General features: G+C 61.8%; 25 protein-coding genes and 3 tRNA genes. 17 read left to right on the forward strand and 11 right to left on the reverse strand.

Going from position 1 to position 24,249, the window contains the following annotated elements; translation table 11 throughout:
• Positions 1–61: 61 nt before the first annotated feature.
• The 9 genes from RG2_RS24070 (at position 62) to RG2_RS24110 (ending at position 9,630) form a co-directional block, all read left to right on the forward strand.
• Positions 62–475 (forward strand): Zn-ribbon domain-containing OB-fold protein, encoded by a 414-nt coding sequence (locus RG2_RS24070; protein WP_033235097.1) that lies wholly within the window; start codon positions 62–64, stop codon positions 473–475.
• On the forward strand, positions 472–1,644 hold the full coding sequence (locus RG2_RS24075) for a thiolase C-terminal domain-containing protein (RefSeq protein ID WP_033235098.1): 1,173 nt from the start codon (positions 472–474) through the stop codon (positions 1,642–1,644). Before RG2_RS24070 ends, RG2_RS24075 begins: the two co-directional genes overlap by 4 nt.
• A gap of 94 nt (positions 1,645–1,738) precedes the next feature.
• Complete coding sequence (locus RG2_RS24080) at positions 1,739–3,022, forward strand: cytochrome P450 (protein WP_045066434.1); 1,284 nt, start codon at positions 1,739–1,741, stop codon at positions 3,020–3,022.
• Between the two features lie 30 nt (positions 3,023–3,052).
• The gene (locus RG2_RS24085) at positions 3,053–3,247 is read left to right on the forward strand and encodes a ferredoxin (protein ID WP_033235099.1); all 195 of its coding nucleotides are present in this window, start codon (positions 3,053–3,055) and stop codon (positions 3,245–3,247) included.
• Entirely contained in the window at positions 3,244–4,488 is a 1,245-nt protein-coding gene (locus RG2_RS24090; RefSeq protein WP_045066429.1) for an NAD(P)/FAD-dependent oxidoreductase, read from the forward strand. The genes RG2_RS24085 and RG2_RS24090 overlap by 4 nt, the downstream gene beginning before the upstream one ends.
• On the forward strand, positions 4,485–5,588 hold the full coding sequence (locus RG2_RS24095) for an NAD(P)-dependent alcohol dehydrogenase (RefSeq protein WP_024488211.1): 1,104 nt from the start codon (positions 4,485–4,487) through the stop codon (positions 5,586–5,588). Before RG2_RS24090 ends, RG2_RS24095 begins: the two co-directional genes overlap by 4 nt.
• 18 nt (positions 5,589–5,606) lie before the next feature.
• The gene (locus tag RG2_RS24100) at positions 5,607–7,040 is read left to right on the forward strand and encodes an aldehyde dehydrogenase family protein (RefSeq protein WP_033235100.1); all 1,434 of its coding nucleotides are present in this window, start codon (positions 5,607–5,609) and stop codon (positions 7,038–7,040) included.
• Positions 7,041–7,205: 165 nt separating this feature from the next.
• Positions 7,206–8,768 carry an AMP-binding protein gene (locus RG2_RS24105; protein ID WP_051730583.1) on the forward strand — a complete coding sequence of 521 codons (1,563 nt, stop codon included), beginning with the start codon at positions 7,206–7,208 and terminating at the stop codon, positions 8,766–8,768.
• 367 nt (positions 8,769–9,135) lie between these two features.
• Positions 9,136–9,630: a DUF1877 family protein gene (locus tag RG2_RS24110; protein WP_033235101.1), complete on the forward strand. Its 495-nt coding sequence runs from the start codon at positions 9,136–9,138 to the stop codon at positions 9,628–9,630.
• A 158-nt stretch (positions 9,631–9,788) separates the two neighbouring features.
• Here the strand turns inward: RG2_RS24110 and RG2_RS24115 are convergent.
• From RG2_RS24115 to RG2_RS24130, 4 genes are all read right to left on the reverse strand, one after another.
• Positions 9,789–9,879 (reverse strand) — tRNA-Ser (locus tag RG2_RS24115).
• 56 nt (positions 9,880–9,935) lie between these two features.
• Complete coding sequence (locus RG2_RS24120; protein ID WP_033235102.1) at positions 9,936–10,127, reverse strand: CsbD family protein; 192 nt, start codon at positions 10,125–10,127, stop codon at positions 9,936–9,938.
• 142 nt (positions 10,128–10,269) lie between these two features.
• The gene (locus RG2_RS24125; RefSeq protein WP_033235103.1) at positions 10,270–10,731 is read right to left on the reverse strand and encodes a nucleoside deaminase; all 462 of its coding nucleotides are present in this window, start codon (positions 10,729–10,731) and stop codon (positions 10,270–10,272) included.
• Positions 10,732–11,271 carry a tRNA adenosine deaminase-associated protein gene (locus RG2_RS24130; RefSeq protein ID WP_033235104.1) on the reverse strand — a complete coding sequence of 180 codons (540 nt, stop codon included), beginning with the start codon at positions 11,269–11,271 and terminating at the stop codon, positions 10,732–10,734.
• Between the two features lie 48 nt (positions 11,272–11,319).
• On the opposite strand from RG2_RS24130, the gene RG2_RS24135 reads away from it, so the two are divergent.
• Complete coding sequence (locus RG2_RS24135) at positions 11,320–12,291, forward strand: prephenate dehydrogenase (RefSeq protein WP_033235223.1); 972 nt, start codon at positions 11,320–11,322, stop codon at positions 12,289–12,291.
• Positions 12,292–12,315: 24 nt separating this feature from the next.
• Here the strand turns inward: RG2_RS24135 and RG2_RS24140 are convergent, their stop codons facing one another.
• On the reverse strand, positions 12,316–12,903 hold the full coding sequence (locus RG2_RS24140; protein WP_072782699.1) for a putative glycolipid-binding domain-containing protein: 588 nt from the start codon (positions 12,901–12,903) through the stop codon (positions 12,316–12,318).
• A gap of 248 nt (positions 12,904–13,151) precedes the next feature.
• On the opposite strand from RG2_RS24140, the gene RG2_RS24145 reads away from it, so the two are divergent.
• Genes RG2_RS24145 through RG2_RS24165 form a run of 5 tightly spaced genes read left to right on the forward strand, consistent with a single transcriptional unit; the run spans position 13,152 to position 17,620 of the window.
• Positions 13,152–14,297 carry a DNA cytosine methyltransferase gene (locus RG2_RS24145; RefSeq protein ID WP_172936952.1) on the forward strand — a complete coding sequence of 382 codons (1,146 nt, stop codon included), beginning with the start codon at positions 13,152–13,154 and terminating at the stop codon, positions 14,295–14,297.
• 30 nt (positions 14,298–14,327) lie between these two features.
• Complete coding sequence (locus RG2_RS24150) at positions 14,328–15,221, forward strand: hypothetical protein (RefSeq protein WP_033235107.1); 894 nt, start codon at positions 14,328–14,330, stop codon at positions 15,219–15,221.
• Positions 15,222–15,241: 20 nt separating this feature from the next.
• Positions 15,242–15,646, forward strand: a complete 405-nt coding sequence (locus RG2_RS24155; protein ID WP_033235108.1) for a very short patch repair endonuclease — start codon at positions 15,242–15,244, stop codon at positions 15,644–15,646.
• 10 nt (positions 15,647–15,656) lie between these two features.
• Positions 15,657–16,352 carry a DUF998 domain-containing protein gene (locus tag RG2_RS24160; protein WP_051730584.1) on the forward strand — a complete coding sequence of 232 codons (696 nt, stop codon included), beginning with the start codon at positions 15,657–15,659 and terminating at the stop codon, positions 16,350–16,352.
• A 29-nt stretch (positions 16,353–16,381) separates the two neighbouring features.
• Positions 16,382–17,620, forward strand: coding sequence for an alpha/beta hydrolase family protein (locus RG2_RS24165; RefSeq protein WP_033235109.1), 1,239 nt, complete (start codon positions 16,382–16,384; stop codon positions 17,618–17,620).
• Here the strand turns inward: RG2_RS24165 and RG2_RS24170 are convergent.
• The 3 genes from RG2_RS24170 to RG2_RS24180 form a co-directional block, all read right to left on the reverse strand.
• A complete protein-coding gene (locus tag RG2_RS24170) occupies positions 17,617–18,804 on the reverse strand; it encodes a cation:proton antiporter (protein ID WP_033235110.1) in 1,188 nt (395 codons plus the stop codon). The two genes, RG2_RS24165 and RG2_RS24170, sit on opposite strands and share 4 nt — an antisense overlap.
• A gap of 67 nt (positions 18,805–18,871) precedes the next feature.
• Positions 18,872–19,513 (reverse strand): dihydrofolate reductase family protein, encoded by a 642-nt coding sequence (locus RG2_RS24175; RefSeq protein ID WP_033235111.1) that lies wholly within the window; start codon positions 19,511–19,513, stop codon positions 18,872–18,874.
• Positions 19,514–19,598: 85 nt separating this feature from the next.
• Positions 19,599–20,432 carry a MurR/RpiR family transcriptional regulator gene (locus tag RG2_RS24180; RefSeq protein WP_051730585.1) on the reverse strand — a complete coding sequence of 278 codons (834 nt, stop codon included), beginning with the start codon at positions 20,430–20,432 and terminating at the stop codon, positions 19,599–19,601.
• A gap of 239 nt (positions 20,433–20,671) precedes the next feature.
• Here RG2_RS24180 and RG2_RS24185 point away from each other — a divergent pair, with 239 nt between their 5' ends.
• Positions 20,672–21,901, forward strand: coding sequence for a metal-dependent hydrolase family protein (locus RG2_RS24185; RefSeq protein ID WP_033235113.1), 1,230 nt, complete (start codon positions 20,672–20,674; stop codon positions 21,899–21,901).
• 132 nt (positions 21,902–22,033) lie between these two features.
• On the opposite strand, the gene RG2_RS24190 is transcribed toward RG2_RS24185, so the two are convergent.
• The 3 genes from RG2_RS24190 to RG2_RS24200 form a co-directional block, all read right to left on the reverse strand.
• Positions 22,034–22,106: transfer RNA gene (locus RG2_RS24190), tRNA-Arg, on the reverse strand.
• 82 nt (positions 22,107–22,188) lie between these two features.
• A tRNA-Ser gene (locus RG2_RS24195) sits at positions 22,189–22,280 on the reverse strand.
• A gap of 96 nt (positions 22,281–22,376) precedes the next feature.
• On the reverse strand, positions 22,377–23,093 hold the full coding sequence (locus RG2_RS24200; protein ID WP_033235114.1) for a dienelactone hydrolase family protein: 717 nt from the start codon (positions 23,091–23,093) through the stop codon (positions 22,377–22,379).
• A gap of 62 nt (positions 23,094–23,155) precedes the next feature.
• On the opposite strand from RG2_RS24200, the gene hisC reads away from it, so the two are divergent.
• Positions 23,156–24,232 carry a histidinol-phosphate transaminase gene (hisC, locus tag RG2_RS24205; protein ID WP_033235225.1) on the forward strand — a complete coding sequence of 359 codons (1,077 nt, stop codon included), beginning with the start codon at positions 23,156–23,158 and terminating at the stop codon, positions 24,230–24,232.
• The last annotated feature ends 17 nt before the right edge of the window (positions 24,233–24,249 follow it).

The following is a 24,249-nucleotide window of genomic DNA, read 5'->3' on the forward strand; positions in this document are numbered from 1 at the left end:
CTGAATTCCGTTGAATACCTTCATGAGTTGATCCCAGACCCATACGACGAAAGGACTGTCGATGACAGGGCCTGTACCGGTTCCGACCCCGGCCACCGCTCCCTATTGGGAGGGTGCGCAGCGGGAGGAACTCACGATTCAACGCTGCCAGTCGTGCACACAGCACTACTTTTATCCACGACCTTTCTGCCCGCATTGCAACTCCGACGACGTGGTGTGGACCCCTGTCAGCGGCCGAGGCCGACTGGTGTCCTACGTAATCAACTACCGACCGATTCCCCCGTTCGATTCCGAGACCCCCATCGTCGTCGCACTGGTCGAACTCGACGAGGGACCACAATTGATGAGCAACGTGATCGGGGTGGATGCCGACCCCGGGAACCTCCCGCTCGACCTCGCGCTCGAAGTCACGTTCGTCGAACGTGGAGACACGAAGCTCCCCATGTTCACGCCGCTGCAGGAGTCCGCCAGATGACAACAAGCCATGTGACATCTATGCACAACGGAAACATCGTGATCGTCGGTGCGTCGGAGACGACGGAAATCGGTGTATTGCCAGGCATGTCCATCCTCGATCTCCATGCCAATGCCGCCCGCAACGCAATGGCCGACGCAGGCCTCACGCCAGCGGACATCGACGGCGTCGCTACCACCGGCCTGCTTCCGATGGAAGTCAGTCACCACCTGGGTATCACGCCTCATTGGCTGGACGGAACAGGCGTTGGTGGATGCAGTTTTATGCTTCATGTGCGTCACGCCGCGGCCGCCATTGCTTCCGGTGCCGCTGACGTCGTGCTCGTGACGCATGGCGAGTCCGGACGGTCCCGCGTTGGCGCTCCACCATACTTGACGCCTTTGGATTCCATGACCGGTCAGTTCGAGGCCGTCTACGGCGCAAATATGCCGTACTCGACCTTTACAGTCCCGGCGCTGCGCTTTCTGCATGACCGCGGAATGACGCTTGAGCACCTGGCTGAGGTTGTTGTTGCACAGCGCAACTGGGCCCTCGACAATCCGCGAGCTTTCCGTCGCAAGCCGACGTCTGTGGATGAAGTGCTGTCCGGTCCACCGGTGGCCTACCCGTTTACCCGTGACATGTGCTGTGTGCTCACCGACGGTGGCGGCGCCGTGATCCTGACCAGTGCCGAACGGGCGGCAGACATGCCGGGATCCGATCGGCATGTGTACCTGCTCGGTTCCGGCGAATCTGCCGAAGGCCCACTGGTTTCGCAGATGCACGAGCCCGGATCGTTCCGTGCATTCCGTGATGCCGGCGCCGATGCCTTCGCCACCGCGGGAATCACCCGCGACGATGTCGACCACCTGATGGCATACGACGCCTTCGCCCACGTTCCGCTCTACATGCTCGAGGATCTCGGGTTTGTCGGTCACGGTGAATCGGGAGACTTTGTCGCCGAAGGACATACGTCCAAGGGAGGCCGACTTCCGATGAACACCAACGGCGGTGGAATGTCGTACACACACAGCGGGATGTACGGAATGTTCGCCATCCAGGAGGCGGTCCGTCAGCTACGCGGGGAGGCCTGCGAGCAGGTTCCCGAAGTCGAAATCAGCTTCGTCCAGGGAGTCGGATACTTCTTCGGCGCCGCCGGCAGTTTGGTTCTCTCGAATCGGCGTCCGTGAGGGAAATCTTCTGTCCCAGAACGCAACACCTGCGACGATCAGGAACCTCGTCGACCGAACAAATCCCCGCCAGGAGCCACGGAAAGGTACCTGCATGACCACCTCACTTCCATTCACCGACCACCCGGTGACTGCCCCGAACATCGATGTCACAAGTGTCGAGTTCTGGGGTCGGACATTTGCCGAGCGGGACAAGACATTCGCCTGGCTGCGCGAGAATGCTCCGGTGAGCTGGCACAAGCCGATGGAACGCCCGCATTTCAAACCCGACGACAGCGAGAAAGGGTTCTGGGCACTCGTCAAAAGTGCCGATATCGCCTTCGTAAGCCAGAATCACGAAATCTTCAGCTCCGATCAGGACTCGGCGCGGGGTGTAATGTTCCCGCCAATTGACCGCGAAACAGTCGGTGCCCCAACCTTCCTCGTGATGGATCCGCCCTACCACACCCGATACCGCCAGGTAATCAGCTCGGCGTTCACTCCGAAGGCCGTCAAGCGTCTACGCGAGAAGATCGAAGAACGCGCCGAGCAGATCGTCGGCCGAGTCGTCGGTGCGGGCGAGTTCGACTTTGTCGAAGAAGTCGCGTCGAAGTTGCCGATGCTCACTGTCGCCGATCTTGTCGGCGTCCCCGAGAGTCTGGTCGAAGAGTTCGCCAAAGCGGGCGACAACTTCGTCAACGCAGGTGACCCGGACGAATGCCCAGCGGATCTGACACCGGCCGAGTACGCCATGCAACAGATGGAAAGACTGTCGGAGATCGGCAATGACTTGGTCAATTTCCGTCGTGAGAATCCGGCCGACGACATCGCAACTGCGCTGGCAAACGCCGAGTTCGACGGCAAACCTCTCTCCGAGCTCGAAATCGCCTCAACGATGGTCCTGCTCAGCGTCGCCGGCAATGACACCACCAAACAGACCACCAGCCACACCGCCTTGTCACTGCACAAGAATCCGGACCAGAAGCGATGGCTGACAGAAGACTTCGACGGCCGCATCGCGCAGTCGATCGAGGAGTTCATTCGCCACGCTTCACCCGTCCAGAACTTCGCGCGCACGGCCACTCAGGACTTCGAACTGGGTGGAACTCAGCTCAAAAGGGGCGACAAGGTCGTCATGTTCTACGGCTCGGGAAACCGGGATGAGGACGTCTTCGAGGATCCCCATCGATTCGATTTGCAGCGCAGTTTCACTAACAACCATGTTTCCTTCGGCGGCGGCGGGGTCCACTACTGCCTCGGCCACATGGTCGCCAAAGCCCAACTGCGGGCACTGTACTCACAAATCCTCACCAAACTTCCTGCTATGGAGGTCGGCGAGCCGGTGTACCTCTTCAGCGACTTCATCAACGGGATCAAGCACCTCCCGGTACGCGTATAACAAACTCCAGCAAAGAACAGGAACGACGCTATGAAAATCATTGTCGATCGCGGGCGGTGCACAGGAATCGGAATCTGCGAATCGGTAGCCGAGGACTACTTCGAGGTGGCGGACGACGGTTCACTGATTCTCCACAAGGAGTTGGTCGATGCCGGTGACGAGAACCTCGCCCGGGAGGCTGTTCGCGCATGTCCGGCCAAAGCTCTGACACTCGACGAGACATGATCGTGAACGCAACAGATATCGATCATGGAGCCGGACTGGTTGTCGTCGGGGCGTCACTGGCCGGTCTGCGGGCTGCGGAGTCCGCCCGTCAAGCGGGGTTCGCGGGACCGATCACGCTGGTCGGCGACGAGTTCCATCTTCCCTACGACCGGCCTCCCCTGAGCAAGCAGTTCCTGAAAGACGGCGCCGCGCCCGACTATCACACTTCGGCCGAGGAGCTCGCCGCCCTCGATGTGAAGCTTCGCCTCGGGGCGCCGGCGACGGGACTGGACCCCGCATCGCACCGCGTGCGTGTTGGTGACAACGACTGGCTTCCGTACCAGAAGTTGATCATTGCGACAGGTGCGTCACCACGCTCTCTTCCTGACATGCCGGATCTGGAGGGCGTTGTCGGGCTTCGCACTCTCGATGACGCACTCGCCCTTCGTGAAAGACTCCGCCCTGGAATCAAACTCGTGATAGTTGGCGCCGGATTCATCGGATCCGAGCTCGCCTCGTCCGCCCGAGATCGCGGCGCAGACGTGACGATCGTCGAGGCCGCCCCCATTCCACTCGTCCGTGCAGTCGGCGAGACCGTTGGCCAGGCGCTCGCAAAGCTTCACGAACGCAACGGAATTCCACTCCTGTGCAATGTTCAGGTCGAGGGGCTGATCGGCACCACTCACGTCGAGGCGGTCCGGCTGAGTACCGGCACTTCGTTGCCGGCTGAGCTTGTTGTCGTCGGTGTGGGAGCGTCTCCCGCGACGGGGTGGCTGGCAGATTCGGGTATCGAACTGCACCCGGTGGATGGTGGAGTGATGGCAAACGAGTTCCTTCAGACCTCGCTTGAAGACGTCTATGCGGCGGGCGATGTCGTCCACTGGCCCAACCCTGCATTCGACGGACTGTCTGTGCGGCTCGAGAACTGGACCAATGCTGCCGATCAGGCGCACCAGGCTGCCATCAATGCCGTTGCGCCGGAAGATGCCAAGCCGTACGAGACCGTCCCCTATTTCTGGAGCGACTGGTATCAGAGCCGCATCCAGTTCGTCGGCACGGCAGTCGCCGATGAAGTGGTCTTTGCCTCCGGTGATCCTGACACTGACAAATTTGTGGCGCTGTACCGCTCGGGCGATCGACTGGTCGGCGCTGCCACCTTGAACGAACAACGCAAGATCATGAAGCTGCGTCGCATTATCGCAGGTAAAGGCGTCTGGGCAGATGCGCTCGAGCTCGTTAATCCCACGGAGAAGAAATCATGACCACTACCGCAATAGCCGCCGTTCTGCGTGACAGCGACGGCAAGTTCGAACTCGAGGAAGTGGAGCTCGGGCCGCTGGAGTCGGACGAACTTCTCGTCAAGGTGGTCGGCGCCGGGTTGTGCCACACCGACCTTCTGCTACGGGATCCCAATTTCCTGGCGCAGACCGGGCCGATCATTCTCGGCCACGAAGGTTCCGGCATCGTCGAAGCGGTCGGCAGCGCGGTCAGAGGCGTCGAAGTCGGCGACCACGTGCTGATGAGTTTCGAATCCTGCGGTCGCTGCCGCAACTGCCTTGCCGGAAGCCCTTCCTACTGCGACGAATTCATGTCTCGAAACCTCACGGGGCGCCGCGCGGATCTCAGTACCGGTGCGCTCGATCGGAATGGCAACCCGGTGGCGAACCGGTGGTTCGGGCAGTCGTCCTTTGCCACGCACGCCATTGCAACCGAACGCAATGTGGTCGTGGTCGACAAAGCGCTGCCGCTCGAGCTTCTCGGTCCTCTCGGCTGCGGCTTGCAGACGGGCGCTGGTTCGGTTCTCAACGAAATGAAACTGGCTGCTGGACAAAGTATTGCAGTGTTCGGAGCCGGTGGTGTCGGACTTGCGGCAGTGATGGCAGCCAAGGCTGCAGGTGCCCGTGACATCGTCGTGGTCGACCTGGTCGACTCTCGGCTCGAAACGGCTGTAGAAGTTGGTGCTACCCGAACGGTGCGCGGCGATGCACCGGATCTCGTCGAGGCAATCAAGAACGGCGGGCGTGGACTTGACTTCTCCTTCGAAACGACCGCAGTGACCTCTGTCATCACAACGGCTGTCAGCATCCTCGACACCCCGGGTAAGGCGGTGTTGGTGGGCGGCGGTTCCGGAAAGCTCGACATCGACCCAGTTCTGTTGGCAGGCAAGTCAGTGACGTATGTGCTGGAAGGGAGTTCGGTCCCGCAGGTCTTTCTCCCGCAGCTGGTGGATCTGTGGCAACGCGGTTGGTTCCCCTTCGACAAGCTCGTCCAGACCTACACGCTCGATCAGATCAACCAGGCCGTGGAGGATTCGCTCTCCGGCAAGGCAATCAAGCCGGTGCTGACGCCGGCGCACCACTGACCACGAAATGGATCGAGAATGACCTCAACGGATTCGCTATTCTTGTCTGCCGCAGCAACATCGAACGGACGCGATCTCCCTACCACGGGTAGCTTCGGGGTGATCAATCCCGCGACGGGTGAGGTATTCGCACAGGCACCGTCCGTCACGCCGGATCAGCTCGACGGTGTGTTCGCCGCGGCTCTGACCGCGTACGAATCTTGGCGGTTCGACGACGAATTTCGGCGTGACTCATTGCGCCGAGCCGCAGACGTCATCGAGAGCCGGATCGGCGAACTTGCCCCGATCCTGACGATGGAGCAGGGCAAGCCCCTCACCGATGCCGCAATGGAATTCGGCGTCGCGGCGATGTGGCTGCGCTACTACGCCGATCTCGACATCCCTCGGGAAATCATCCGAGACGATGCCGAGGGCTTCGAGGAGGTCACCCGTCGACCGATGGGGGTCGTCAGTGCCATAACCCCGTGGAACTTTCCGATCGCGCTTGCGATGTGGAAGATCGCGCCGGCACTGCGCGCGGGCAACACTATCGTCGTCAAGCCCTCTCCGTACACACCGCTGGCAACGCTTGCGCTCGCCAACGTCCTTCGTGGCACCTTCCCTGACGGTGTACTCAACGTGGTCACCGGGCCGGATCCGCTTGGCGCAACTATGGTTTCGCACCCAGTTCCGCGCAAAGTCAGTTTCACCGGTTCGACCTCGGTCGGGCGAAAGGTCGCTCTCGGGGCTGCAGACGGCCTCAAGCGCATCACTCTGGAACTCGGTGGAAACGATCCCGCCGTCATTCTCGGAGACGTGGACGTCGAGAAGATCGCACCCAGCCTGTTCCAAAGCGCATTCAACAACAACGGGCAGATCTGTCTGGCCGTCAAGCGCGTGTACGCACACGAAAGTATTCAGCCTCAACTGGTCGAGGCCCTCAGTGAAATTGCCAAATCCGTCAAGGTCGACGAGGGCACTGTCGACGGAACGGTGCTCGGGCCCATCAACAACAAGCCGCAATTCGATCTGGTCAAGACCTTGGTTGCGGATGCGTTGAACAACGGTGCGAGGGCCGCCGCCGGCGGTGGACCAATCGACCGCAAGGGTTACTTTCATCAGCCGACCATCCTCGACCAGGTCGACGACGGTATGCGCATCGTCGACGAAGAGCAGTTCGGTCCGGCGCTTCCCATCGTCTCGTTCCGAGACGAGGCCGACGTCATCGTCCGCGCCAACCGCGGAGAGTACGGACTTACCGCGTCCGTGTGGTCGGGCGACGCCGAACATGCCGCAAGGCTCGCTCCGCAGATCGACGCCGGTCAGGTCTCGATCAACGGGCATGGCAGCGGTGTTCTACCGCATCTCCCGTTCGGCGGTCACAAGTCCAGTGGCATCGGAGTCGAAAATGGCCCTTGGGGTCTACACAGTTTCACCGAACTGCAGGTGATCACGGGACCTTCGCGCCACTAGCCGCTATGCGGTCGACCTTTGGCAACCAATGTCCACAGAGTGCTGGACATTGGTTGCCATCGGATTTCCAGTGGTACTTGGAATGCGTGGGCGAACGCACACGTCCGAAAAAATTACGAACACTTCGCAATAGTCACCGATATCCCTCCAGGAAAGAGGACATTCATGTCTACCGTGGTCAACAGCGAGCGCGAGGATCGCCAACAGCCGACGGGCATAGCAATGCCCGGCGCCTGGCTTCTGGGCCAACGTGATCCCAGTCGGCCCGCGATCGTTATGGAAGGCAAGACAACAACTTTCGGTGAGCTTGTCAGTAAGGCCAACCAGCTCAGCAACAAGTTCGCCGATCTGGGGTTGACCAGAGGCGATGTCGTCGCGGGTCTACTGTTGAACGGTACCGAGTTCTACGAAATTACTCTGGCATGCACGCAAAGTGGTTTGTATTTCGTTCCGATCAATACTCATCTGGCGGGACCTGAAGTCGAGTACATCGTGCGCGATTGCGACGCGTCCGTCCTTATTGTTCACGCAGAGCTCGCCGACAAGGTTGTCGGCCGGATAGAGGACGCAGTTCCGCACCGCGTGGTTATCGGTGGCGCGCCGGCCGACTGGTCCAGCTACGAAGCCTTTACCCTCTTCGCCGACGAAACTCCCGCCACCCGCTCGCTGGGCTCGGCGATGATGTACACCTCCGGCACAACTGGCCGACCGAAGGGCGTCCGCCGCCCGATGATCGATGCAACGCCCGAGAGCCCGCTCCAGGCGACCGGTCCGTTCTTCGGGAACGTGGGAATACCCCATGGACCTGGACGGCATTTGGTGTGCTCGCCCGTGTATCACGCTGCGCCGGGCGGTGTTTCACTTTCTCTGTTGCATGCTGGGCACACGCTGTACGTCTTGCCTGGCTTCGATGCCGAAACGGTGCTTCGAACGATCAGCGACAAAGCCATTACTTCCTCCCATATGGTTCCCACGCATTTTCAGCGGCTTCTCGATTTACCGGCAGGCGTTCGTAACAGCTGTGATATCTCGAGTGTCGATGTTCTTTTTCATGCCGGGGCTCCGTGTCCTCCGGCAACCAAGCGCGCCATGATCGATTGGTTCGGTCCGGTTCTGGTTGAATATCTCGGCTCCACCGAGGGGCTCGTGTGCGTGTGCTCCACCGCCGAGTGGCTCGAACATCCGGGCACCGTCGGGCGACCGGACCCGAGCGCCGTAGTGCTCCGAGGGCTGGACGGAGAGCAGGCTCCCCCCGGTGAAGAGGGCACTATCTATTTCAAGACCAGCCCATTCGAATACTTGGGAGATCCGGAGAAGACCGCTGCTGCGCAGTGGGGCGAATTCACTACGTCGGGAGATGTCGGACGCTTCGACGACGACGGCTACCTGTACATATTGGATCGGCGCGCAGACCTGATTCTCTCCGGCGGCGTGAACGTGTATCCAGCGGAAGTCGAGGGCGCACTGCTCGAACATCCAGACGTTGCCGACGTCGGAGTCATCGGCGTCTCCGACCCGGAGTGGGGCCAACGAGTGGTGGCGATCGTCCAATTGGCGTCCGGATTCAACGACGACGAAGACCTCCGCGCAAAGCTGGACCAACACGTACGTGAGCAGATCGCCGGCTTCAAGCGACCGCGCGAGTACATCTTTGTCGTGGACTTTCCGCGATCGGCCGCGGGCAAGGTGTCGCGCCAAAAACTGCGGGAACTTGCCAACGGTCAGTAGTGACACCCCATGCGTCGGGGCGACCCATCCGCCCGACATAGCTAATAGTCCCCTCACGTTGGCACGTCGACGCAATCTGCGCCGCCTCGTGGACCTTGCAGAATCCACGGAAGATCCTGCTTCCTGCCACGGCTCCCAGGATCGCCTGTGGTGATCGCATTCGCGGGCTCCTGGTTGGTCAGTGACCTCGGTAATCACTGACCAACCAGGAGCCCATGAGTCGTTCTACGCCGCAGCACCGTAATCCGCCTCTCCCGAAGCGAGAATCACGGGCGCTGGCTGCTCAGGCGCCTCAGGGGAGCTTTTGGCGGTGGCGGAGGGATTTGAACCCGAGTTGACCACCAGGGGCAGCCGTTAGCATCACGCCATGGAACTTGGGGTACATTTCGCGCTTTCAGACCACGTGGCAACGGAACTTCTCGACGCACGTGGCGACGACGACAGACTCGATGCGTTGGTCGAGGACATCGAGGAGACAGGGCGCTCCGAGTTCTCATGCGACACGGACAAGGCGTGGGACCCGATCCTGTGCTCCCTCTCCGATGGCGGGTACCAGCGCGCGCCCGAGAACTGGCCGGCATGTGGCGTGATCTTGGGGGACGAGGACCTCAACACGAACACCGACGACCAACTGATTACCTATATGACGCCCAATCGGGTCGCCGAAGTCGCCTCGTACCTGGCGGAAATCACCGAATTCGAGTTCGGCGCAGGCTATGACGCGATGCCGCTCGACGACCGCAACCCGGAGTACGGCGTGGACGAGCGCACGTACGCCTGGGGTTGGCTGCAGGAAGTGGTGGACTTTTTCCAGCGCGCGGCCCGCGACGATCGGCACGTGGTGTTCACCGTGCGGTTCTGACTGCCCACCACTGTCAGCAGGCGGGTCTCGATCGTCCTACTCGTTGTGTCCTACTCGTTGTGTCCTACTCGTTGTGTCGAGCGACTCTCAACGCAGCTGCAGCACCGGCAAGAAACACAAAAAAAGCTCCCCACCTGTGTGAACAGGTGGGGAGCTTTTGGCGGTGGCGGAGGGATTTGAACCCTCGGACGGGGGTTACCCGTCACACGCTTTCGAGGCGTGCTCCTTAGGCCGCTCGGACACGCCACCGTTGGTGACTTTACCGGATGGTGTGCCCGAGACCGAAATCGCCTGGTGGCGGATCGTTAGGTCAGCTTGTCCTTGACGCTGGAAGCAGCATCCTTGACCTTCTCACCAGCGTCTTTGACCGCCGATTTCACCTGGTCGCCTTTGCCTTCGTTTTCGAGGTCTTTGTTGCCGGTGACACTGCCAGTAGCTTCCTTGGCCTTGCCGCCGAGATCTTCTGCCTTGTTCTGAGCTTTGTCTGCGATTCCCACGAGTACTCCCTTGAGTGAACGCGAAACAAATCACCTTCCGGCAATTCGCAGATACCGTGACGGCATCTGTCCTCCACCATGCCTGCGTCTGCCGGTTACTGCCACCCCGATGTGGAATCCGTCTCGCTCGGGAATAGCGGAATCAGCCCCGCTGCTCGCGGAAGAAATCCTCCAAAAGCCCAGCACATTCGTCTTCGAGCACCCCACCGCGCACCTGCGGACGGTAGGTCAATCTTCTGTCCCGAACGACATCCCACAGCGATCCGACGGCACCGGTCTTGGGCTCCCAGGCCCCGAAAACGACCCTCGAGACGCGGGCGAGAACCAACGCTCCGGCGCACATCGTGCACGGCTCGAGAGTGACGGCGAGCGTCGCACCTTCCAGACGCCAACCGTCGCCGTAGATTTTCGCCGCTGCACGCAACGCAAGAATCTCCGCGTGAGCCGTGGGATCGGACGACGCTTCCCGCGCATTGGCCGCACGGGCAACCTCGACGCCGTCCGCGTCGAAGACAACCGCACCAACGGGAACGTCGGAGACCGATGCACTGCGCGCGGCACTGATGGCCGCACGGATCATGCGCTGATCGTCAGCGAGTGACATCTACCGTGGGAGCTTGTCGAGCACGGCAGAGAATTCGGATTCGAATCCGAGTCGCTGCGCGATCATCGCCAACTGCTCGTCGGGGTACAGATCGGTGTCGGCAGTGATCACCGAGAGAACGGGTTCCGGTAGCCCCAGATCAGCCAGGACCGACAGATCTCCCTCTTCCCAGGGCTCGACATTGTCGAGGTCATCTGGATCGATGTCGGGGATTTCAACGTTCAGCGCGTCGAGGACGTCCGCTGCGATGTCGTAGTCGATCGCGGCGGTCGCGTCGGAAATCAGCAGATGCGTTCCCGTCGGCGCAGGCCGCAAGATGATGAAGAACTCTTCGTCGACGTCGATTAGGCCGAAAACGGCACCCGAGCTACGAAGCTCGCGGAGTTCGGTTTCGGCGCTCGACAACGACGTCAAAGCCGCAGAGGTCAAAGCCTTGACCGTCCACTTGCCTTCGTCACGTACCACTGCCACGCCGAAGCCTTCGAACTCCTCCGACTGGTTCGAGGAGGCGCTCTTGTTACTCGCGCGCTGTGCACCCATGGCGCAACGGTAGCCCGGCTAGTGCCCGTGAGTGAAGTCCGCGCCCGGATATGCCAACCTGAACGGGTGTCTGCGACCGATTCTGCCCCTCCCGTCTGCGTCCTCGGCCTCGGTTTGATCGGTGGTTCGCTGTTGCGCGCCGCTGCCCGCGCCGGCCGCGAGGTGTGGGGTTACAACCGTTCGAGCGAGTCGGCCGACGCAGCGCGCGCCGACGGTTTCGAAGCCAACACCGATCTTGCTGCCACTCTTCGGAAAGCTCAGGAGACCGGCGCAATCATCGTGATCGCCGTGCCCATGCCGGCCGTCGACGCCACTCTCGAAGCCATTGCCGCACATGCCCCGAACAATCCGATCACCGACGTCGTAAGCGTGAAGGGCGAGGTGAAGGCAGCCGTCGAGCGTCGTGGCCTGAGTGCCCGCTTTGTCGGCGGCCATCCCATGACCGGAACCTCCGCGTCTGGCTGGGCGGTTGGCGACGCAGACCTGTTCATCGACGCCGTGTGGGTCGTGGCCACCGACGACGGCGTCGACGCAGATGTGTGGACGCAGGTCGCGGACCTCGCTCTGGACTGCGGTTCCGTCGTCGTTCCGGCCGAATCTCTCGAACATGACCGGGCTGTGGCCCGGATTTCGCATCTGCCGCACCTGCTCGCCGAATCGTTGGCGATTACCGGCGCCGCCGGTGGTGAACTCGCGCTCGGGTTGGCCGCCGGATCGTTCCGCGACGGCACCCGCGTGGCCGGCAGTGCGCCGGGACTGGTGCGGGCGATGTGCGAGGGCAACCGCGACGCTCTGCTGGTCGCACTGGACGAGGCTCTTGCTCTACTGCAGAGGGCGCGAAGCGAACTGCACGCGCACGGTTCGACAGCGGAACTCGTCGATGCCGGGTTCGCCGCGCGAGGAGCCTACGAATCGCATGAGCGTTGGGACATCACCGATGTGCGCGTCGGAGAATCCGACTGGATCGACCGGATGCGCGACGCCGGCCGCCGCGGCGGCGTGATCCAGCGACGCAGGTAGGTTCCCGCTGTTGGATCCCGACTGTCAGATCCGGCCGGCCAGTCCTGGGTAATCGAGGATGAATCCTTCGTGGTCGACGGTCACCGTTGCACTCGATACGGGTGACATCACGCTGATGCCGTCGGTACCGCTGCTGTACGTGATGGTTGCGGCTTCGACTCGCAGATCCAGCAGGTTGACGTACACAACCGGAACCTCGACATCTTGGGTGTCGTTCTGCAAGCCGAAGCGCCTGATGGGAAGGGTGTTGAAGAACGGGCTGAGGATCACGTCGACGTCGAGCGCACCGGAAAAGGAGGAGCGCTGATGGTTGGCGCCGTTCTCCACCATCCAGGTTCCTTCTTCGTCTCGGCTGATCGACATCTGACGCTCACCCGCAGCGAGGGCGGTACGCACCGACAACCTGCGCGTGATACCCGCCTCGTCTGTGACCAGGTCATATGAGGCGCTGAATGCGGGATGTTCGCTACACGCGCCACCGATGATCCGGCCTGACGCCTTGATGCGATTGCCGCTCAACTGCACGCGTACCGACTCCATGCGAGGAGCGTTGTGCGCCTGCCAGGTCAATACCGCAGGCCAGGATGCGCTATCGGAAGGTTGGATGCTCACCCGACCACGGTAATGGACGATGCCCTCGAGAGCACTGCTGGCTGGTGATTATTACCGCGATCAGGGACCTTTTCCGCGGCGTCGGTGACCTGGGACTGTGTGTGTAAGGCGATTCACAGCCCGATTCGTCCACCGATACGTGCGGAATGCCTGTGCGCGAAAAGTTGTGGCAAAAGCTGTCGGACTTCTCGAGTAACGTGCTTACAAGTCGGTTCGTGAGGAAGGGTGCTGTGACGTCGTCGCAAAGCATGGTGGGGTTGTTTGCCGGTATCGGTGGGCTCGAGTTGGGTCTGTCGGAGCACGGGTGGAACACCGAACTGCTGTGTGAAATCGACCCGGGCGCCCAGGCAGTTCTCCGTTCCCGTTTCTCGGACGTCCCTTTGCACGGCGACGTCACGAAACTGCGCGCGCTCCCGGCCGATATCGACTTGGTTGCTGCCGGTTTCCCCTGCCAGGACCTCTCGCAGGCCGGTAAGACTGCGGGCATTACCGGCGCCCGGTCGGGCCTCGTCGACGAAGTATTTCGACTGGTCAAGCGCAAAAAGGGTCCACGGTGGCTGGTCATCGAAAACGTGCCATTCATGCTGCAGCTAGGCAAGGGCGCAGCCATGCGGCACATCACCGACGCTCTCGAAGACCTCGGTTACACGTGGGCGTACCGCGTTGTCGACGCCCGGGCATTCGGCCTCCCTCAGCGCCGCCAGCGCGTCATCATGCTGGCATCGCGCACCGAAGATCCCCGCGAAATCCTCTTCGGACAAGACGCCGGTGAGCGACTCGGCGGCGACCCTGCCGATTTCCCGTGCGGCTTCTACTGGACCGAGGGCACCCGCGGACTCGGTTGGGCCGTCAACGCCGTACCGACACTCAAGGGCGGTTCGTCCGTCGGAATTCCCAGCCAGCCGGCGGTGCGGCTGCCGTCCGGTGAGATCGTCACACCAGGCCTGGTCGACGCCGAACGTCTACAGGGTTTTGATCCCGACTGGACACTGCCGGCCGTCGACGTTCCCGGCCTACGCCACAGCCATCGCTGGAAGCTCGTCGGAAATGCCGTGAGCGTGCGAATGGCGTCGTGGGTGGGTAGCCGTCTGGTCGATCCCATCGAATACGACGCGGAGTACGAGACACCCCTCGAACCTGGCGACGCCTGGCCGAGTGCCGCGTGGGGCCGTAACCGCCAAGCGTTCCGCGTCCACACCTCGACGTGGCCCGTTCAACACGACTACGAGGATCTGAGCGGATTCCTCGAAGACACTCGGTTGCTGTCCGCTCGGGCTACTGCGGGCTTCCTCAAACGCGCACGGATGGGCAACCTTCGCTTCATTCCCGGATTCATCGAGGACGTAGAAAGCCATCTCGAGCGGATGGGCGGATATCCCGAGGCAGTGGCATGAACGGGGCAGTGGCATGAACGGGGCAGTGGCATGAGCGAGGGTTCACTGTTTCCCGAGCCGGAGGCCCTGTTTCCGGAGACGCTGTTTCCGGAGACGCTGTTTCCGGAACCCCAGCACGAACCACTATGGGACGCATTGCGACTCGCGGGCGACAAACCTGCGGCAGACGCCGATCGCGGCGAGAAGAAGAACTACGCGCAGCGGCTTTCCAATCAACTCGCCCAGACGGTTGCCGACGCCTTGCGCCCGCTGTACCCCAACATCACCCCCACCGCTACGGGCGAAGGCCAGGAAGCGACGGTAGATGTCGCGAAGGGTCGAAAGCGCTTGGATGTCAAGGCACTCGACCCCACACTCGGCTTGATCCTGTGCGTGTCGATCAAGACGTACAACTTCCAGGACTACAGCCCCCGCAGCGGAAAGCTCGGCCGCTGGACCAAGAACATCGTCCGCAATGATCACGAATTGCGTGGCGAGGCAATGGTTCTGCATCAGCGACAGCCCTACAGCGTTCTGGTGGCCGTCATGTTCGAGCCGTACGCCACGTGCGACGACGGCGACCCCACCAAGACCAGCGACACCGGCAAATCCTCGTTCGCCCACCACGTCACGACGCTGTCGAAGCGTTCCGGCCGCGGCAAACGTGCGGTTGTCGGCGTTCCGGGTAAGGCGTGGGTTGATCTGGGCGCCGAGGACACGCGCTACGACCTCTTCGAAAAAGTGTTCATCGGACTGTACGAAACCGATGGCGGCGTACGCTTTTTCGACGTCGACGAGCCGCCTCCCCGCAACGGCCGTCCCACCGAGAGTCAAACACTCTCGTTTGACGATTTTGTCACCATCGTGCACGGTGAAGTGGAGCGTCGCAACAGGTTTGCCCCCACCTGGTCAGACCCGGACGACGGCGACGACTCCGACAGCTGAACCCCACGAAAGTGAAGACAGTGCCCGCGACGGATCCGACAACCAGCGCTCGAATGAGCGCGCAGCGTCGACGCGACACCAAACCCGAGATCGCGATCCGGCGCGAACTCCATCGGAGCGGACTGCGGTACTTCGTCGATCGGGCTCCCGTCAAAGGTGTTCGTAGACGGGCCGATTTGGTGTTTCCGCGGCGGAAGGTGGCGGTGTTCGTCGACGGCTGTTTCTGGCATTGCTGCCCGCTCCACGCGACATACCCCAAGAACAATGCGCAGTGGTGGGCGGACAAGTTGGCCGCCAATGTGCTGCGAGACCGGGACACCGATGCACGCCTCGCCGAACAGGGCTGGACCGTCATCCGCATCTGGGAGCACGAAGATCCGTCGACGGCAGCCGAACGCGTCCGGAACACTCTTCTCGCTCCGTAAGCTTCGTGAGGTGAGCGGACTTGGTGGAGCGCGAGTAGTTCTGGCGGGTGCGTTGATTCTCGGTGGAATCGTGTACTCGTCGTGGATTCTGGAGTTCTTCCTCGACACCGAACTTGATCCGGTGACGTCGTTCCTCAGTGAACTCGACGCGGCAAATCAGAAGTACCGCGACGTGTTCGGTAACGCCGACGTTATCTCCGCCGTTTTGATGTTGGTGTCAGCGACGCTCGGGCTACTGGTTACGGAGCGACGCAAATTCTATGTGGCGGGCTGGATTGCACTGGCTGTGTTCGGCGTTGCCACGATTGCGGACGCGTCGTTTCCGCTGGACTGCTCCGGCCCGGATTGCGCGGCGAGCGAGCCCGGCGGACTACTGCCGCAACTACATCACGTTCATGCTTTGACCAGCAGCGTAGCGGTCTTTGCGATCTTCACCGCGATGATCACGTTCACCGTCGGGGCCTTCCGTTATCGCGAGCATCCGCTGTTGCGCACCGTCGGATCGGGCCTTTTGATCGTGACTTCCCTTGCGACGGTGTGGATGTTGACAACTAACGGCATAGAACTGGCCGGCGGCGGTAATCTGGGCTTGGGAATCGCCCAACGTGCACAGGTTTTGGGAATGTCTTTGTGGCTGTGCACCCTGGGTTGTGCGGTATTGCGGCGACAGGAAAGGTTTTTGAACAGCGATTTCGGGCGATCCTGACATACACGGACCTACCGAAGGGTGTGCCCATGTCACTCGCGTCGACGTTCTTCTCCCACCCACATCAGGCGTTCACCACGGGGTTTTATCGCAACGAGTCGTTCGACTACGAACTGCGAGTCCTCCTCGGCCAGGCAACGTACGGCGCCTCCGATACCGGCGAAGTTCTTGCTGCCGTCGCCGAAGTCGGCGACAAAGACCACGAGGGTTGGTACGTCGCGTGGTTCGACCTCGGATCACGGATCTTCAAGGAAGCCGAGGAATCCGCGCGGGCCGGGCATCCCCGCAGCGCATCCAGCGCGTATCTGCGGGCAGCGTCGTACTTCGCTGTGGCCGTCAATGCCGTCGACGGACTGACCGACGATTCGGTTCTGGTTCCCACGTTCCGGCATCACCGCGCCGCGTGGGACGGTTTTGTCGACACCACCTCGCAGGCAGTGGAGCGCGTGCGGATTCCGTACGAGGACACCACGATGCCGGGGTACTTCTTCCGCCCACCCGGAGACGTGCGACGGCCGACGCTCATCATGGTGAACGGCAGCGACGGCCCCATCAGTTCGATGTGGGTCAACGGCGGCGCCGGAGCGCTCGAACGCGGCTACAACGTGCTGATGTTCGACGGACCGGGTCAGCAGTCCATGCTGTTCGAGAACAATATTCCGTTCCGCCATGACTGGGAAGCTGTCATCACCCCTGTCGTCGACTTCCTGATCGACCGACCCGACGTCGACGCGTCGAAGTTGGCGATGTGCGGCATCAGTCAGGGCGGCTATTGGGTGCCACAGTCACTGGCATTCGAGCATCGGATCGCCGCGGCAATCGCCGATCCCGGCGTGGTCGACGTATCCGCGTCGTGGCTCGTTCACATCCCGCGCGGCATGCAGAACTTGCTGGAAGAAGGCAAGTCGGAGGCCTTCGACCGGGACATGGCGATGGGGTTGCGAGCGTCGAAGGAAACGGCCCGCATCTGGCGTTTCCGAGCGCGGCCATACTTAACTGACGGCTACTACAACACTCTGGCCGAGGTACGGAAATACCGCCTCGAACACGTTGCGGGCTCGATCACCACTCCCCTGCTGATCACCGATCCCGAACACGAACAGTTCTGGCCGGGACAATCGCAACGCCTCGCCTCATTGTCCGGCGGGCCCACCACGGTGGTTCCGTTCACGGCAGCAGAAGGCGCGAGTTTCCACTGCCAACCGATGGCAAGGCGCCTCACCGACCAACGCATGTTCGACTGGCTCGACGAGCAATTGGGGCTCTAGACGACCGAAGCGACCTTCGCCGGGCGGTTCAGCAACGTTGCACACATCGGGAGCAGCAGAACGGTAATTGCGCCCGCCGCCACCAGAATCGACGCATTGTCCGACGACATCTGACCGGCACTGACAGCAGCACCGGTGACGGCCACGATCATCGGCAACCCAGTAGCCCCGTACAGCGCGACCTGCGCACTCTCCCTGGTACTGAAAGGCGGTTCGACCTTCTCGAACTTGGTCGTGAAAAACACCGGCACACCGCGAACCACGATGATGAGAACAAGGAACGCCAGCAGGACGGTGGGATTCTCCGCGACCGCCGACACGTCGATTGCCATTCCGGAAGTGATGAAGAAGATCGGAATGAGGAATCCGAAAGCAATACCGTCGAGCTTGATCTCCAACCGCTCGTTGCCGTCGGGCATCAGGCGTCGCAGGATGAAACCGGCCGCAAAGGCGCCGAGAACAACGTCCAGCGAGAATACGGCCGAGAGTGCACCCAGCCCGACCAGCAACAAGATCGTCAGGCGAACCGTGGTCTGTGCTGTGGTGTCCGCGCCGGAACGGACAAGTGTGTGCGTCCACGATCCGTGCGAAATCAGCTTGGTCGGCAGCACCGCAAGAATGACCGCGATCAGCGCGAATGCCGCGAGGACCACAAGCGACAGGACAGCGCCACGCGCACCGAGCAATACGGCCATCGCAACGACAGGGCCGAGTTCGCCGACAGCGCCGTGATTGAGGACCGTCCGGCCAAGCCGGGTGTCGAGGATTTTGTTGTCCTTGAGAATCGGCAGCAGGGTGCCCAACGCCGTTGACGTCATCGCAATCGCAACGGCCGCTTCTGCGGAGATCACACCCTGCGCCCCCAAGAGCGCGACAATCGCAAACGCCAAGGCGAGGCAGAACAGCCACGTGTACAGCGCTCGCCGGCCACCAGCGCCGCTCAGTTCCTTGCGGTCGATCTCGTAGCCGGCGAGCAGAAACAGCATGCCGAGGCCCAGTTCCCGAAGGATCCCGATGGCCTCACTCTCTGCCGCCAAGTTGAGCGCAAATGGTCCGACAACCGCGCCGGCGACCAACAGCAGCACAACTTCCGGTACCAGGCGCCGCGGGAACAGGCCCGCGACAAAGGGCGCGAGCGCAGCGATCAGCGCAATCCAGAACAGCGACGAGGCAATTGAGGGCACGGATCATTATCGGGCATTTACGACAGATGTGCCTGCGATTACATCAGCGGCGCGTTACCGCTCTGAGTTATTTTCGCCAGAACAGGTGGTGGGTCATCCCACTCGGGCTTGGCACGATCTCGAGATTGAAACGGTCACGCAGCTCGTCCGGCGACTCCCAGAGACGGAGCCCGGAACCGAGCTCGACCGGAGAAACCGCGACGTGCATGGTGTCGACGAGATCCGCGTCGAGAAACTCCCGGATTGTGGTCACCCCACCGCCGAGCCGGACGTCCTTACCCTGTGCGGCCTCGCGGGCCTGCTCGAGCGCGGTCGTCGGGTCTGCGTCGACAAAATGAAAAGTCGTGTCGGAAAGGGTGAACGACGGTCTTGGGTGGTGGGTCATGACAAACACGGGCGTGTGGAATGGCGGCTCGTCGCCCCACCATCCCTGCCACTCGAGGTCTTTCCAGGGTCCACGCTGGAATCCGAATTTGTTGCGGCCCATGATTTCGGCGCCGATATTCTGGGCGAAGTCGCGAGAGAAGTAATCGTCGAGCCCTCGACTTCCACCGGGGTCGGTTCGATTCGGCCAGCTGGCCGTGGCTCCGGCCCACGCAAACATATCGCGATGGTCGAACCCGAACGGGCTCTCGAAACTCTGGTTCTCACCCGCGGCGACTCCGTCACTGGAGATGGTGAAGTTCTGGACCCGTAGTAGCTGATTCACTGTGCGCTCCCACACTCTCGATGATGGCAATACGGGAATTAAGACTCGGCGGAGAGGTGAAACTCATCGGCGGCGGAACTATGCATTAAGCCTGATCGTCCATGAGACCGAGCGTGTCCCAAGCCCGCTCGATGCGTCCGGCCGAAAAACGAGCATCGGAGCTTTCGAGCTCGGCGAGGATGGCCTGGACGACAGCGACCATGGCTGTCAGCGACGGAGTCACGTAGATACCCTCGATCGGGGTGATCACGACGTGATCGGCGTATGTGTTCAGGGGTGACGAGTGCAGGTCGGTGAGAACGGCGATAGTCGCGCCCCTTTCGCGTGCAAGACGGGTTAATCCACGCAATGTACTGGTGAGGCGCCAAACATTGATGACAATGACACAGTCGCGTTCGTCCAGGTGTGACACGTGTATCGCCTGCGACGTTGCGGAGCCGGCCGAGAGGCGGATGTCGTATCCGTAGACGGACGCCAGGTAACTGAGTACCTGTGCGGGTCCTGCCCCGGATCCACTGGTGATCAACACGATTCGACGGGCCGCTTTCATCGCGTCGGCAACGCTCTTGATGGCAGTGACGTTGGCCGCGGACGAAACGGCGGCGAGGTTTGCCACATCCTGCCTCAGCATTTGCGCCGCCGCCTCCGTTGATTCGGGGCGCTCGGGATTTGTTGTCACGAGTGAGTCGAGATATTCGGCTCTGAGCGCTTGACGAAGATCGCTCCACCCCTCGAACTGGAGTTGCTGGGCGGTCCGCACAACAGTGGAGACATTCACTCCAGCGCGCTCGGCGACTTCGCGGCCAGATGCATACGAGGCGAACTGCGGCATCTGTGCAAGAACTTGTATTACCCGATCGGCCTGAGCTCCGAGGTTCGCGCGCTCTGCTCGTTGCGCGAGCATCGTCCCAACCGTCACCTCGGAGCGCCTCTTTTCACTGGATCTAATACATGGCATCAAGCGTCGCTGACGACCTGAAACACGTCACTGGTCGCAGTCACGCTATCACCGCAATCTCAGGCCTCCTTGGGGAAACTTCGCATGAACAAAGTGTTGCATGAATCGCGACTATGCATCTAATGTTGCGCGCATCCCAGCCTCGACGCGAGCATTCACGCAGCCCACGGACAACAATCAATCGCTTTCAAGGAGAGACCATGCGCACTCGGGTAATAAACGCCCACACGCTCGAACCCTCGACCGGCGAGCGGCAGAAGAATGCCTGGATCGACATCGCCGACGGGCGGATCGTCGACAGCGGGGTGGGGCGGCCCCCCGCTTCGGCCGGTGACATTCGAATCATCGATGCAGGTGGGGGAACCGTCATGCCCGGCTTGGTCGACGCCCACGTCCATATCCTGGTGACGACGACAAATACCGCCGAAATTGCTGGATGGACGCCCGGCTACGCGACTGTCAGAGCGCTGCGCTCGGCGGGCGACATGCTCCGACGTGGTTTCACCACCGTGCGTGATGTCGGTGGCGCCGACCATGGAATGGCCCGTGCTTTGCAAGAGGGCTTGGTCCCAGGGCCGCGACTGATCTTCGGCGGTAAAGCACTATCGCAGACCGGTGGCCACGGAGACTTCCGCTCTCTCAATGACACCTCTGTGCCCTGTTGTCAGCTGAAACCCGACTTCGGACGGATCGCGGACGGCGTTGATGCCGTTCGCCACGCGGCCCGCGACGAGTTCCGCAAGGGCGCGCATCACCTGAAGCTTGTCGTCTCCGGTGGGGTCGCATCCCCGACTGACGAGATCTCAGCGGTCCAGTACACACAGGAAGAGATACGTGCGGCTGTCATCGAGGCTGAGAACCACAATCGGTACGTCACGGTGCATGCCTACCACCCGCGCTCGGTGAATCAGGCGCTGAGAGCCGGCGTGCGATGCGTCGAGCACGGCAACCTCATCGACGACGAGTCGATCCGCCTGCTCGTCGAGAACGACGCCTTCTTGGTCCCGACAATCATCACGTACGAGGCGATGTACGAGGCCGGTGCTGCATCCGGCCTGTCCGCAGGATCACTGAAGAAGCTCGACGAGGTTCGGACAGCGGCCGTCGGCGCGCTTGAACAGGCCCACCGGGCAGGAGTGAACCTGGTCTACGGCACCGACTTGCTCGGGCATCTGCAAACGCGTCAACTCGAAGAGTTCACGATCCGTGCGCGCGTTCAGCCGATCCTCGACGTGATACGCAGCGCCACCAGCACTGCTGCGCGCTTGCTCGGCATGGAAGGAGAGATCGGCACCCTCGCGCCGGGCGCTCACGCGGACCTCCTCGTGTTGGACGGGGACCCGGAGCAGGACCTCACTGTCCTCACCACGCCGGAGCGGTACTTGCGTCACGTGATCCACGGCGGTGACGTCACCGACATCGCTAAGTGATGGACATAACAGCGGAATGTGGAGGCCTACGTCGCCGATAGACATCAGGCCAATCGGATGCATCCGTGTGCATGTGCAGAAATACAAGAAAGCCCCTCACCGGCATCTCTGCTGGTGAGGGGCTTTCTGTTGTGCGCCCGAAGGGATTCGAACCCCTAACCTCTTGATCCGTAGTCAAGTGCTCTATCCGTTGAGCTACGGGCGCATGTTCTGTTGTGTTGCTGGTCTTGCGTGTCTTGCCGTCGTACTTTCTATCATTTCTTACCCGCCGGTCAAAATCACCGGCGTGGCGGAGGCGAGAGGATTTGAACCTCCGGTCCCTCGTAAAAGGGACAACTCATTAGCAGTGAGTCCCATTCGGCCGCTCTGGCACGCCTCCCTGGGGGTTCCGATCCTTTCGGACCGCCGGGACGAAAGATTACACACTTCTCACCACCAAAGGCAAAACGAGTGGTCAGAGCCCTGATTCATGGCGTTATCGCAGGTTGCCGTCGAACCAGTCGAAGATCCGGGTGCGGGCGTCGATGATCGCGGCTGCACAGGGGTCGTCGTCGTCCCGGCCTTCGGGGACTTGTGGTGGTTCGTCCGCTCGATGCTGCAATCCTGCGTAGCTCACCACCAGGGTCGCCACGTCGGCTTTTGCCGTCGCCTCCCTCAGCCTGTTGACGTGCTCGGGTGGAGTGTCGGGATCGTCCTCCCCGTAGAGGGCGAGCCACGGGGCTTGCAAGGACACCGCTGCGTCGAGCAATGCCTGCGCGTCGACAGACAGCGCTTCGACGATCCCACGAGCGGCGACACTCACAGCCGCACCGACGGGACGACTGGTTGCGACGAGCATCGCCGCGGTGCCTGCCGCGTCGAAACCGAGGACGCCGATGGTGTCGGCCGGGACGTCGCGGCCCGTGAGCCAATCGAGGGTCGCGTCGACGTCGGCAAAGAGGTTGTCACCAAAAACATCGCCCTGGATTACCTCGGGTTCACGGTGAAAAAGATGCGGGGCGACGGTCAGCCAGCCGTCGACGGCAAGGGCAGCCATCAACTCGAGGAGCGCTTTGCTGAATTGCCTCGCCTCGTGCAATACGACGATCGCGCCACGGGTCGGGCCGTCGGGTTCCACCACGGTCAGTGGCACAGTGGCGACGCCGCCGTCGGCCACCCGCAGATTCGCGGCATCTCGGAACATTCCCGACATGCTTCCTACTCTGACACGTGGACGGCTCGAGCGCACCGAATCAGAGCGCGCATAATCGGACTGTGACCCCACACATTCGCCCCGACCTCGCTTCGATCCCCGCCTACGTTCCCGGACGCAATTTTCCGGGTGCGATCAAACTCGCGAGCAACGAAACGACACTTGGCCCGCTGCCCAGCGTCCGTGATGCCGTGGCCGAAGCTGTCGGACACGCGAATCGTTACCCCGACAACGGCGCGGTGGCATTGATCGAGACGCTTGCGTCATTCTTGAATGTCGAACCGGCAAACGTCGCTGCTGGTTGCGGCTCTGTGACGCTGTGCCAAGAGTTGGTACAGGTCACATGCGATCCGGGCGACGAGGTAATCTACGCGTGGCGCTCCTTCGAGGCCTACCCGGTGGTGACTCAGGTTGGCCACGCGGTGTCGGTGAAGGTCCCGCTGGCCGAGGATTTCGGGCACGACCTCGGCGCGATGCTCGCCGCGATCACGGACCGCACGCGCCTGATCTTCATCTGCAACCCCAACAACCCGACCGGCAATGCACTGTCGAAAGCGGAACTCGAAAGCTTCCTGAACGCCGTCCCGTCGAGCGTCGTCGTCGCTCTCGACGAGGCGTACTACGAGTACTCCCGATCCGATGCGGACGGCATCGAACTGTTCCGCAATCGCCCGAATGTGGTTGTACTGCGCACGTTCTCGAAGGCGTACGGCTTGGCCGGTATCCGGGTGGGTTACGCGGTGGCCCATCCCGAGATCATCGTCGCGCTCGGCAAGGTCCACACACCGTTCTCGGTGAGCGCGCTCGCGCAGACCGCCGCCATCGCATCGCTGGCCGCAGCCGACGAACTCCTCGCCCGCACCGACGCCGTCATCGCGGAGCGGACTCGCGTTCGCACCGCACTGATCGAGGCCGGCTACACCGTCCCCGAATCGTCGGCGAATTTTGTCTACCTGCCGCTCCGCGAACTCTCTCCCGGCTACGCCGATGCAAGTACCGAATCCGGCATCCTGATCCGCCAGTACGGCACCGAGGGCGTCCGCATGACCATCGGCGATCCGGACGAGAACGATGCCTTCCTCGCATTTGCCTTGACCGACGAAGCCAAGCGCTTGGCGGGAATCGGCGTCAGCGCGTGACACTTGATACATAACTG

The sequence above is a fragment of the Rhodococcus globerulus NBRC 14531 genome (assembly GCF_001894805.1).
Classification (GTDB): Bacteria; Actinomycetota; Actinomycetes; order Mycobacteriales; family Mycobacteriaceae; genus Rhodococcus_F; species Rhodococcus_F globerula.